The following is a 9,677-nucleotide window of genomic DNA, read 5'->3' as shown; positions in this document are numbered from 1 at the left end:
CGACCGGGACGAGATCAACGTGGAGTACGAGTCGATCCTCGACACCTGCGGCACCGGGGGCGACGACACGAACACCTTCAACATCTCCACCACCACGGCCCTGGTGGTGGCCGCGGCCGGGGTGCGGGTGGCCAAGCACGGCAACCGCGCCGTGTCAAGCCGGTGCGGCAGCGCCGACGTGCTCGAGGCCCTGGGGGTGAACCTCGACGTGACCCCCGAGGTGGTGGAGACCTGCATCCGGGAGATCGGGATCGGGTTCCTGTACGCGCCGCTCCTGCACTCGGCCATGCGCCACGTGGCCCCGGTGCGGCGGGAGATGGGGATCCGGACGATCTTCAACGTGCTCGGGCCCCTGACGAACCCGGCCGGCGCGAGCCGCCAGGTGCTCGGTGTGTACCGCAAGGATCTCACGGGCAAGCTCGCCCGGGTGCTCCAGCGGCTCGGGAGCGAGCGGGCCTTCGTGGTGCACGGCTCCGACGGGCTCGACGAGATCACCATCACGGGGCCCACCCACGTGGCCGAGCTGCGAAACGGCCAGGTGGAGGAGTTCGAGATCACCCCCGAGGAGTTCGGGCTCTCTTCGGCCCCGCCCGAGTCGATCCACGGCGGCAACGCCCAGGAGAACGCCCGGATCGTGCGGGGGATCCTGGAGGGCGAAAAAGGGCCCCGCCGCGACGTGGTGGTCCTGAACGCCGGGGCGGCGCTGCTCGTGGCCGGCGCCACCAAGGACCTCATGTGGGGCATCCGCATGGCCCAGGACGCCATTGACTCGGGCCGCGCGCTCCAGAAGCTGGAGCAGCTCGTGGAGATCACGAACCGATGACCACGATCCTCGACCGCATCGTGACCGTCCGGCGCCGCCGGGTGGCCGAGGCCCAGGAGAAGGTGCCCCTGGAGTTCCTGTGGGACCGGTGCGGCCGGGGCCGACGCGGGGAGGCCCCGCGGGATCGGCTGGCGGCCTGGCCCGCGGGCCGTCGGGCGGTGATCGCCGAGGTGAAGCGCCGGAGCCCCTCCAAGGGGGACCTGCGGCCCGACCTGGACCCGGCGGCCCTGGGCCGGGCCTACGCCGAGGCCGGCGCGTTCGCGATCTCGGTCCTCACGGAGCCCGATTTTTTCGGGGGGAGCCTCGAGGACCTCCGGGCGGTGCGCGAGGCCGTGGAGATCCCCGTGCTCCGGAAGGACTTCGTGGTGGACCCCTACCAGGTCTGGGAGGCCCGGGCCTGGGGGGCCGACCTCGTGCTCCTCATCGCGGCCGTCCTGGGCCCGCGGCTCGGGGAGTTCGTGGACCTGTGCCGGATCGTGGGCGTGGAGCCCCTGGTGGAGGTGCACGACGAGGGGGAGCTCGACCTGGCCCTCGTGAGCGGGGCGCGGTTTCTGGGCATCAATAACCGCAACCTCGCCACGTTCGAGGTCTCCCTCGAGGTGACCCGGCGGCTCCTGCCCCGGATCCCGGACGACCGGGTCGTGGTGAGCGAGAGCGGTCTTCGGTCGGCCGCGGACCTGGACGAGCTGGAGGCCCTGGGGGTGCGGGCCTTCCTGATCGGGGAGGCCCTGGTCACGGCCCCCGACCCGGGCGAGGCCCTGCGGCGCCTCGTGGAGCGCGGGGCATGAGGCCGGCTCCGAGCCAAGCCAGAGCCCGAACCGTCCCCCCGACGGGGCGGAACGAAAGGTGCGGCCCCAAACGGGTCCGGCGTCCTAGCGCTCCGGCGTTCCGGCCTTCCAGCCCGCGGCCCCGGGAGGGGCGCGGCCCATGAGAACCCGGGTCAAGGTCTGCGGGCTCGCCCGGCGCGACGACGCCCTCCTGGCGGCCGACCTCGGGGCCGACGCCCTGGGGTTCGTGTTCGCGCCGGGCACCAAGCGGCCGGCCGATCCCGAGGTGGTGGCCCGGGTGGTGGAGGAGCTTCCGCCGTTCGTCACGGCGGTGGGGGTGTTCCGGAACCAGCCGGCCGACGAGGTCCGAGGGATCGTCCGCGCCTGCGGGCTCCACCTGGCCCAGCTCCACGGCAGGGAGGACGCCGACTACGTGGCGGGGCTCGGGGTGCCGGTGCTCAAGGCCGTGGGCGTGACCGGTTCCGAGTCCCTGGAGACCCTGGCCCGGTACCCCGGGTGCCGGGCCTTCCTCCTGGACGCGCCCGGGGGCGGCACGGGCCGCACCATCGACTGGGGCCTGGCCCGGGAGGCCAAGCGGTTCGGGAGGATCGTGCTCGCCGGGGGGCTCACCCCCGAAAACGTGGCCGAGGCGATCCGGGCCGTGCGCCCCTGGGCGGTGGACGGGGCCTCGGGCACCGAGGCCCGGCCGGGGGTCAAGGACCCGGCAAAGCTCCGGGCGTTCCTGGAGGCCGTCCGCCGGGCCGACGCGGAGCCGTTGGGCCGCTATTGCTAGCGTACTGGGCGGGGGCGGGTGGGGGACTGGTTCCGGCCGGGCGCGAGTGCGGCATCCGGCCACTGTAGGAGCCACGCCCGGCGCTCCAGCAGGCCCCACGCGTCGAAGCGCTTCCGTTTAGCCGCCGTGGTGATAGGCGATCGGACGGCGATCCGCTCCCTTCCCCGGGGGGCGGCACGCCGGATCCCGCGCGCGTCTCCAGGGGGTGGCCGCCCGGCTGCCCGGCCGCCAAGCCGCCTAGTGCCCTGGTTCGCACGTTCCCGCATACCCGCGGGGGTGGGGCTGGGGGCCCCTCCTTCGCCGAACGGCCTCGCGGGGGCCGCCTCGGCGCGGTCCGCTCGGCCGTCGCGCTTCGTCGGAACCCCCATCCCCACCGCAGGAACGGAGTTAGGGTCTTGCGGAACGGAACCTCGGCTACTTGAGCCCCAGCATCCCCTTCTTGAGGTCGGCGTCGGCCGGCACGTCGCCGAGCCAGATGAGCCACAGGGCCTCCATGAAGTCCCGGCCCTCGATCGTGCCCTTGATCTCCCCGCCGATCTCCACCTGGGTGCCCTTCCCGGGCAGGTAGGTCAGGGAGACGGCCTGCCCCTCCTCCACCTCCTCGGGGAACAGGGAGAGGAACCGGTCGATCCGGGGCCGCAGGGCGTCGAGCCGCTCCTGGGCCGCCTTGAAGAAGCCGTCCTCGAACGCCTCCTTGAGCTTGTCGGCCCCAACGTCGCGCAGGAAGTGCATGACGATCCGCTTGGGTTCGTCGGCCCGGGCCGCCTGGTTGCCGTCGGAGGTCGGGGTGGCGAGATAGAGGGCCCCCACGTATACCTTGAAGAAGAACTTCTTCCGGAGCCCCAGGCCTTGAAGTTTCAGGGTCTGGCCCTCCACGGTCACCGTGTCGGGCAGCGACACGCCCGCGAGTTCGGCGGCGAACGCGGCGGGCGCAAGGAGGGCGAGGCACAGGACAAGGGCGAGGGCACGGCGCATGGGAATCCTCCTTTCAACGGAAGGCACGCATCTTGTAATGTAGGACCCGCTGGCCCGGCCGGCGCGTGCTTCCGGCGGGCCGCTCGGTGAGTGTTCACCAGATCGTGGTTTCTTTTCAACCAGCAAGCGGGAGATGGGAGGATCGGCCATGGCGGAGAACCTGGTGCTCGTGGAGGTTTCGGACGGCATCGCCACGCTCACGATCAACCGGCCCAAGGCCCTGAACGCCCTGAACGGGGCGGTGGTGGCCGAGTTGGAGGCGGCGTTCGACCAGGCCGTGACCCGGCCCGACGTGAAGGCCCTGGTGATCCAGGGGGCGGGCGACAAGGCCTTCGTGGCCGGCGCGGACATCAAGTTCTTCCTCGACAACATCGAGGCCGGCCGGATCGACGACATCGCGGCCTTCGCCCGCAAGGGCCAGAAGGTGCTGCGAAAGATCGAGAAGAGCCCCAAGCCGGTCATCGCCAAGGTGGACGGCCTGGCCCTGGGGGGCGGCACCGAGCTGGCCATCGCCTGCGCCGCCATCGTGGCCACCGACCGGGCCACCTTCGGCTTGCCCGAGACCGGGATCGGCATCTTCCCGGGCCTCGGGGGCACCCAGCGCACGGCCCGGATCGTGGGCAAGGAACTCGGGAAGTACCTGGTGCTCACCGGGCAGTTTCTCGACGGCAAGACGGCCCACGAACTGGGCCTGGCCGGGTACTTCGCCCCGGCGGCCGAGGCCGATGCCTTCATCCGCGACCTGGTGGAAAAGGGCGAGATCCGGGACAAGTACGCCCCCAAGCAGGTGCCGGCCGGGTGGGAGCCCGTGGCCGAGGCGTTCTCCGACGCCCACATCGCCGAGGTCCTGGCCGGCAAGGCCCCCAACGCCGACGAGCGGGTGGCCGCCGCCGTGAAGGCCGTGTCGCGAAAGGCGCCCCTTGCGGTCCAGGTGGCGAACCGGATCATCGACGAGGGCCTGGGCAAGGACCTGGACGAGGCCCTGGAGCTCGAGCTTTCGGAGCTTCCGGCGATCTTCGCCACCAAAGACGCCCTGGTGGGCCTCAAGAGCGTCATCGAGAAGTCCCGCCCCGCGTTCACGGGCGAGTGACGCGCCGGCCGGGGGATTCCCGCGACCAACGACCAACGACGAACGACCTGCGGCATTCCAGCCTTCCAGCTTTCGAGCCGAGACAACCATGCCCGAGATCAAGCCGTTTCGCGCCCAGAAGCGCATGAAGGAACTCATGGCCGGCCACTTCCGCGACGTGGACGCGGCGGCCAAGGACCCCAACGAAAAGGTGGCCTGGTGCACCAGCGTGGGGCCGGCCGAGCTGCTGCACAGCTTCGGGTTCCACGTGTACTACCCCGAGAACCACGGGGCCATGCTGGGGGCCACCCGGTCGGCCGAGAAGTACATCCCGCTCGCCAACGCGGTGGGCTACAGCCCCGACATCTGCAGCTACCTCACCTCCGACATCGGGGCCTTCCTGGCCGGCGAAACCCCGCTCCAGAGGGCCTACGGGCTCGAGGGGGTGCCCCGGCCCGACGTGCTCGTGTACAACACCAACCAGTGCCGCGACGTGCAGGACTGGTTCTCGTTCTACGGCCGCCATTTCGGGGTGCCGGTGATCGGGGTGAACTCGCCCACGGGCGTCACCGAGGTGACCGGGGCCCACGTGGGCGCCATGGTGGCCCAGTACAAGGCCCTCATCCCCACCCTGGAGGAGGTGTCGGGCCGGCGGTTCGACCTGGACCGGTTCCGGGAGGTCATGCGGCTCTCGGCCCAGACCTCCCGGCTGTGGAAGGAGTGCCTGTGGCAGGCGAGCCACCGGCCGAGCCCGCTGACCTTCTTCGATGCCTGCATCCTGATGGGGCCGGCCGTGGTGCTCCGGGGCACTCCCGAGGCCGTGGCGTTCTACGAGGAGCTCTTCGCGGAACTCAAGGAGCGGGTGGCCCAGGGCGTGGCCGCGGTGGAGGGCGAGCGCCACCGGCTCTACTGGGAGGGCATGCCCGTGTGGGGCAAGCTCCGGGACCTCGCGCTCTTCTTCCAGGAGCTCCGGACCGCCGTGGTCGTGAGCACCTACTGCAACTCCTGGGTGTTCGACGCCTTCGACCCGGACGAGCCCTTCGAGAGCATGGCCCGGGCCTACCTGGAGCTTTTCATCGTGCGCTCCGACGCGGCCAAGGAGGAGATCATGGCCCGGCTGCTGCGGGAGTTCCAGGTGGACGGCGTGGTGTACCACGACGCCAAGACCTGCCCCCACAACTCCAACACCCGCTACGGCCTGCCCCAGCGGCTCAAGGAGAAGACCGGGGTGCCGTTCATCATCATCTACGGCGACCTGAACGACCTCCGGTGCTTCTCGGAGGAGCAGGCCAAAACGAACATCGAGGCGTTCATCGAGCAGCTCGGGCCCGCCCGGGCCGTGGGGGGCTAGGCCCATGGCCGCCCACGTGCTGGGGCTCGACCTGGGGTCGTCCTGGTCCAAGGCGGTGCTCCTGGACCCCGAGGGCCGGGTGGCGGCCCGGGCCCTGCGGCGCACCGGCATCCGGTTCGAGGAGGCGGCCGCGGCGCTCCGGGACGAGGTCTTGGCCAAGGCCGGGGTGCCGGAGGTGGCCTGCACCGTGGCCACGGGCTACGGCCGGCGCAACGTGCCCTTTGCCGACGCCCGGCGCACCGAGATCTCGTGCCACGCCAAGGGGGCGTACCACTTCTTCCCCCGGGAGATGGACGTGGTGGACATCGGGGGGCAGGACAACAAGATCATCCACGTGCGCCGCGACGGCACGGTGGCCAACTTCCTCATGAACCGCAAGTGCGCGGCCGGTACGGGGGCGTTCGTGGAGGAGATCGCCCACCGGCTCGACATCCCCCTGGAGCGGATCGAGGCCCTGGCCGAGGGGGCCACCCGCGACATTACCCTGGCCTCGTTTTGCACCGTGTTCTCGGCCACCGAGGTGATCAAGCTGATCCGCGAGGGCGAGGAGCCCGAAAACCTCTGCCGGGGCATCTTCAACTCGGTGATCGCCCGGGTGGTGGAGATGGGGCCCCTGGGGGAGTTCATCGTGATGAGCGGGGGGGTGGTGGCGGCGTTTCCGATCGTGGCGAAACTCATGGCCGAGCGCACCGGGGCCCGGGTCGAGGTGCCCCCCGATCCCCAGTTCCTGGGCGCGTTCGGCGCGGCCCTGGTGGCCCGCGAGGAGTTGGGCGCGGACCCATGAGCCAAGACGCGGTTCCCTTCGAGATCGGGCCGATCCGGCCCCCGAGCGAGGCGGGCAGTTACCTGCTGCGCCTCACCCGCAACTGCCCTTGGAACCGGTGCCGGTTCTGCCGAACCTACAAGCGCCACAAGTTCAGCCTGCGGCCGGTGGAGGAGATCGAGGCCCAGATCGACGAGATGGCCCGCATCCGCGATCGGCTCCGGGCCGAGATGGGCTCCGACGGCCCCCGGGCCCTGGTGGCCCGCGGGCTCGTGACCACCGAGGCCGAGTGGATGGTGGCGAACGCGCTGGCCAACGGGGGCCGCACGGCGTTCCTGCAGGACGCCGACTCCCTGGTCATGAAGCCCGAGAACCTCCGGCGGGTGCTCGCTCGGTTCCGGGAGAAGTTCCCAGAGGTCGAGCGGATCACCACCTATGCCCGGTCGCGCACCGTGGCCCGGCTGCCGGTGGAGGTGCTGCGCTCCTACGGCGAACTCGGGCTCACCCGGATCCACATCGGCATGGAAACCGGCCACGACCCGCTCCTGGAGCTGATCAAGAAGGGCGCGACGAGCGAGATCCACATCAAGGCCGGCCGCAAGGTGAAGGAGGCGGGGCTCGAGCTCAGCGAATACATCATCCCCGGGCTCGGCGGTCGCGAGATGAGCGAGGGCCACGCCCTCGACTCGGCCCGGGTCCTCAACGCCATCGACCCCGATTTCATCCGGCTGCGCACCCTGACCCTGGGCCCCAAGATCGACCTCTGGCAGGAGTTCCACGGGCCCGAGGCCCGGCTCACCCGCCAGACCGACGCCGAGATCGTGGCCGAGATCCGGCGGTTCATCGAGGCGCTCGACGGCATCCACAGCCGGCTCGTGAGCGACCACATCATGAACCTCCTGGGCGACCTGGAGGGCCAACTCCCCGAGGAGAAGGAGGCCCTGCTGGCCCGGTGCGACGCGTTCCTCAACCTCGACCCGGGGGAGCAGCGGCTCTACCAGGTGGCCCGCCGGGCCGGGCTCGTGAACGGGCTCGCCGACCTCGAGATCCCCGAGATCCGCGCCCGGGCCGAGGCGATCCTGGCCGAGGTGGTGCGCTCCTACGGCCCCGACCGGGTCGAAGACGCCTGCCGGGACATGATGCTCAGGTTTGTGTGAGAAAGGCGGGGAAGCTAGAAAGCTAGAAAGCTAGGAAGCTGGGAGGCTAGGAGGCTCAACCCCCTTTGTCCCAACGGCTGAGCCCGCCCTTCCCACCCGCCTCGTTCCGCACGCCAGACCCGAAAAGGCGGGGCCCATCCGATCCCGATCCGGGGGTCGTCGGCGTACCGATCGGGTTCTGTCCTCTGAATTCCGAACTCTGGCCCCCGAGACGGGGGAGAGGGCAGGGTGAGGGGGGGACGCCTTTCAGCGTCCCAGCTTCCTAGCCTCCCAGCCTCCCAGCAGAGTAGCCCATGCGCATCGACTTCTTCGAAGTGAAGGGCCCCCGTTGGGATCTGGCCCTGTGCGACACGGTGGAGCGGGCCTACGAGGCGGGCCTGCGGGTGTACGTGTGGGCCGAATCCCAGGCCGACGCCCGGCACCTCGACGACCTCCTGTGGGAGTTCCGGGAGGACTCGTTCGTGCCCCATGCCCTGTGGCAGGGGGAGGAGCGGGTCGAGGAGCCCGTGGCCGTGGGCTGGAAGCCCGGAAACCCCAACGCCGCCACCTGCCTCGTGCTCGCCCGCGACGCCTCCCCCTCCGACCTCCAGGGCTTCGACCGGGTCGTGGACTTCGCCCCCGTGGACCTCCCCGACCGGGTCGGCCCGGCCCGGGCCCGCTTCAAGGCCTTCCGCGCCGCCGGCTTCGACGTCCGGTTCCACAAAGGCTGATGTCAGGCGACGGGCGGCCATCCCCCCTCCAAACTGCCCTCCCTTTTCAACTTGACACGGACGAACGCGTGCCTGTATAGGAATAAAATTCGGTTTTGTAGGGAAATCGACCGGGGGTGGCGATGTCCCGACATCACAACCCGAAGACCACGTACGGCCGCAACGCCCGGCGAGGCGCTTGCGGCCGTTTTGCGTTAGGGGGTGGGTTGGAACGGTTCTCGTCGGGCAGCGGGATCGCCGAAGTCGGCGGGAAATGCGCGGTGGAGCGCTTTCGCGTTCAGACTATCGCGGAACCGCCGGCGTCTCGGCTCGGTGCGGGCGCCCACACCTGTGGGCGTCAAGCGGCGGGGGAAGTGCAGGGGGGGCTCCCGCCACTTGCCCCAGGGGAACGATCGTGCCCACGCGGGCAGACCCGCCACCTCGTACAAAGCCAGCACCGCATCCACCGCCTGGGCCACCTGCCAGTCGTCCAGATGGCCGCTCCTGAGCAGGCCGACAAAAAACGCCTCCACGTCGTCGGCTCGTCGATCAAGCAACCGTCCTCCCGGCCCCCCGGTTATGAACTGCCGCGCCCTGCCCACCATTCATTCAAGGGCCTTTCCGTACACGCCTCGCCGCTTCAGGTGAGCGCGGTACCTGCGCCAAAACGCATCGACTGTATCCGAAGGGAATTGCCTCGAACGGGCCACGGAACACCTCCTGCCCCACGCGCCTCCGCGGAGCGCCAGCAAAGCGAAATCGACAGCATGTTGGGCCGAAATCAACCCGAACGGATTAGGCCGACGTCGGCCTAATCCCCTGTTATGCGTAATCAAGGAAATGGAAATCAACCATGAGTGAAGGACTCGGCATCGAAATCGTTTTAAGGCTTCATCAAATGGGGCCGGAAGAAATTCCCTATTCTGTGTTCCGTAAGATAGTGGATGCTTTGAATAAATCAGTCTACGAATCAGAGAATAAGGAGCTCTCCATTATACAAGATGAATTTCCTGACCTTCCAAGTGTTGCGTTTGATGCTGCGCGCTATCGACTTAGGCAATATCGTTATGATTCGATTCTCATTAAAGATCTCCGTCCGGGGTCGCTGGTTATTGCCGGGGCTGTCGCAGGCGTTGCCATTTGGGTTTTACCACTGCTGTCCAAAAACGAATAACAGAGGTCCCGGGAAGTGCCCGGAGAGGGCCTTCTGCCGCGGTTTGGGGCGGTCATCCTACACCGCCGTGCGATTCAGCTGTCCAACATCGAACCCCGGCAGCGTGAGCTGGGGGT

At 69.4% G+C, this 9,677-nt stretch carries 11 protein-coding genes; 9 read left to right on the top strand and 2 right to left on the bottom strand.

Annotated features, from left to right (window positions below; all coding sequences use genetic code 11):
- From trpD to ACY0I8_RS13420, 3 genes are all read left to right on the top strand, one after another.
- A partial coding sequence (gene trpD / locus ACY0I8_RS13430) for an anthranilate phosphoribosyltransferase (RefSeq protein WP_461395161.1) occupies positions 1 to 823 on the top strand: 823 nt, incomplete at its 5' end.
- Complete coding sequence (trpC, locus tag ACY0I8_RS13425) at positions 820 to 1,611, top strand: indole-3-glycerol phosphate synthase TrpC (RefSeq protein WP_461395160.1); 792 nt, start codon at positions 820 to 822, stop codon at positions 1,609 to 1,611. The genes trpD and trpC, both read left to right, overlap by 4 nt.
- A 139-nt stretch (positions 1,612 to 1,750) precedes the next feature.
- On the top strand, positions 1,751 to 2,383 hold the full coding sequence (locus ACY0I8_RS13420; RefSeq protein ID WP_461395159.1) for a phosphoribosylanthranilate isomerase: 633 nt from the start codon (positions 1,751 to 1,753) through the stop codon (positions 2,381 to 2,383).
- Between the two features lie 414 nt (positions 2,384 to 2,797).
- On the opposite strand, the gene ACY0I8_RS13415 is transcribed toward ACY0I8_RS13420, so the two are convergent.
- Entirely contained in the window at positions 2,798 to 3,358 is a 561-nt protein-coding gene (locus ACY0I8_RS13415) for a chalcone isomerase family protein (protein WP_461395158.1), read from the bottom strand.
- 148 nt (positions 3,359 to 3,506) lie between these two features.
- Here ACY0I8_RS13415 and ACY0I8_RS13410 point away from each other — a divergent pair, with 148 nt between their 5' ends.
- The 5 genes from ACY0I8_RS13410 to ACY0I8_RS13390 all read left to right on the top strand — a co-directional run bounded on the left by ACY0I8_RS13410 (position 3,507) and on the right by ACY0I8_RS13390 (position 8,408).
- Positions 3,507 to 4,448, top strand: coding sequence for an enoyl-CoA hydratase/isomerase family protein (locus ACY0I8_RS13410; protein ID WP_461395157.1), 942 nt, complete (start codon positions 3,507 to 3,509; stop codon positions 4,446 to 4,448).
- Between the two features lie 88 nt (positions 4,449 to 4,536).
- The gene (locus ACY0I8_RS13405; protein WP_461395156.1) at positions 4,537 to 5,778 is read left to right on the top strand and encodes a 2-hydroxyacyl-CoA dehydratase subunit D; all 1,242 of its coding nucleotides are present in this window, start codon (positions 4,537 to 4,539) and stop codon (positions 5,776 to 5,778) included.
- Between the two features lie 4 nt (positions 5,779 to 5,782).
- Entirely contained in the window at positions 5,783 to 6,562 is a 780-nt protein-coding gene (locus ACY0I8_RS13400; RefSeq protein WP_461395155.1) for an acyl-CoA dehydratase activase, read from the top strand.
- On the top strand, positions 6,559 to 7,698 hold the full coding sequence (locus tag ACY0I8_RS13395; RefSeq protein WP_461395154.1) for a radical SAM protein: 1,140 nt from the start codon (positions 6,559 to 6,561) through the stop codon (positions 7,696 to 7,698). The genes ACY0I8_RS13400 and ACY0I8_RS13395 overlap by 4 nt, the downstream gene beginning before the upstream one ends.
- A gap of 293 nt (positions 7,699 to 7,991) precedes the next feature.
- Positions 7,992 to 8,408 (top strand): DNA polymerase III subunit chi, encoded by a 417-nt coding sequence (locus tag ACY0I8_RS13390; RefSeq protein ID WP_461395153.1) that lies wholly within the window; start codon positions 7,992 to 7,994, stop codon positions 8,406 to 8,408.
- 194 nt (positions 8,409 to 8,602) lie between these two features.
- Here the strand turns inward: ACY0I8_RS13390 and ACY0I8_RS13385 are convergent, their stop codons facing one another.
- Positions 8,603 to 8,944, bottom strand: a complete 342-nt coding sequence (locus tag ACY0I8_RS13385) for a hypothetical protein (protein ID WP_461395152.1) — start codon at positions 8,942 to 8,944, stop codon at positions 8,603 to 8,605.
- 296 nt (positions 8,945 to 9,240) lie between these two features.
- Between ACY0I8_RS13385 and ACY0I8_RS13380 the strand changes: the two genes are divergently transcribed.
- Positions 9,241 to 9,561, top strand: a complete 321-nt coding sequence (locus ACY0I8_RS13380) for a hypothetical protein (protein ID WP_461395151.1) — start codon at positions 9,241 to 9,243, stop codon at positions 9,559 to 9,561.
- Positions 9,562 to 9,677: the final 116 nt, after the last annotated feature.

It is taken from the genome of Deferrisoma sp. (assembly GCF_054681715.1).
This window is presented reverse-complemented; position numbering and strand designations above follow the sequence as displayed.

What these genes read in the sequence shown, in the direction of transcription:
- trpC (WP_461395160.1), top strand. Translation starts at nt 820, where the DNA reads ATGACCACGATCCTCGACCGCATCGTGACCGTCCGGCGCCGCCGGGTG.
- ACY0I8_RS13420 (WP_461395159.1), top strand. Translation starts at nt 1,751, where the DNA reads ATGAGAACCCGGGTCAAGGTCTGCGGGCTCGCCCGGCGCGACGACGCC.
- ACY0I8_RS13415 (WP_461395158.1), bottom strand. Translation starts at nt 3,358, where the DNA reads ATGCGCCGTGCCCTCGCCCTTGTCCTGTGCCTCGCCCTCCTTGCGCCC.
- ACY0I8_RS13410 (WP_461395157.1), top strand. Translation starts at nt 3,507, where the DNA reads ATGGCGGAGAACCTGGTGCTCGTGGAGGTTTCGGACGGCATCGCCACG.
- ACY0I8_RS13405 (WP_461395156.1), top strand. Translation starts at nt 4,537, where the DNA reads ATGCCCGAGATCAAGCCGTTTCGCGCCCAGAAGCGCATGAAGGAACTC.
- ACY0I8_RS13400 (WP_461395155.1), top strand. Translation starts at nt 5,783, where the DNA reads ATGGCCGCCCACGTGCTGGGGCTCGACCTGGGGTCGTCCTGGTCCAAG.
- ACY0I8_RS13395 (WP_461395154.1), top strand. Translation starts at nt 6,559, where the DNA reads ATGAGCCAAGACGCGGTTCCCTTCGAGATCGGGCCGATCCGGCCCCCG.
- ACY0I8_RS13390 (WP_461395153.1), top strand. Translation starts at nt 7,992, where the DNA reads ATGCGCATCGACTTCTTCGAAGTGAAGGGCCCCCGTTGGGATCTGGCC.
- ACY0I8_RS13380 (WP_461395151.1), top strand. Translation starts at nt 9,241, where the DNA reads ATGAGTGAAGGACTCGGCATCGAAATCGTTTTAAGGCTTCATCAAATG.